The 503-nt window shown below is 50.3% G+C and carries 1 protein-coding gene; it reads left to right on the forward strand.

Annotated elements, in window-relative coordinates; all coding sequences use genetic code 11:
• The coding region (locus K5R16_RS22185; protein WP_220740584.1) for a VCBS domain-containing protein at positions 1-503 on the forward strand (503 nt) is incomplete at both ends.

Consider the following 503-nt stretch of genomic DNA (forward strand, 5'->3'; position numbering starts at 1 on the left):
TTCAGTGACTGCTACCGATAACAATGGCGGCCAAAGTGCACCGCAAAACTTAATCATCAAGATCGACGGCACCAATGATAATCCAGTGGTTAGCCATATCAGCTCCAAGACAGTTGATGAAGGTTCAACTAAGATCAGCGGGCAGATCACTGCCACCGATCTCGATCATGGCGACAGCGCGACCTTTGCCACCAGCTTCAGTCACGCAGGCTTTGTTCTCAATACCGACGGCAGCTACACACTGGATCCCACCGATCCAAGTTTCAACCATTTAGCGGTTAGTGAGCATCAAACGCTGATCATTCCAGTGACCGCTACCGATAACAATGGCGGCCAAAGTACGCCACAAAACTTAATCATCCGCATAGACGGCACTAATGATAATCCAGTGGTTAGCCATATAGGATCGAGAACGGTCAATGAAGGCGATCCACAAGTCACAGGCCAAATTACTGCCACCGATCTCGATCATGGCGACAGCGCGACCTTCGCCACCAGCTTCA

The sequence above is a fragment of the Shewanella sp. c952 genome, from assembly GCF_019654975.1.
GTDB lineage: Bacteria > Pseudomonadota > Gammaproteobacteria > Enterobacterales > Shewanellaceae > Shewanella.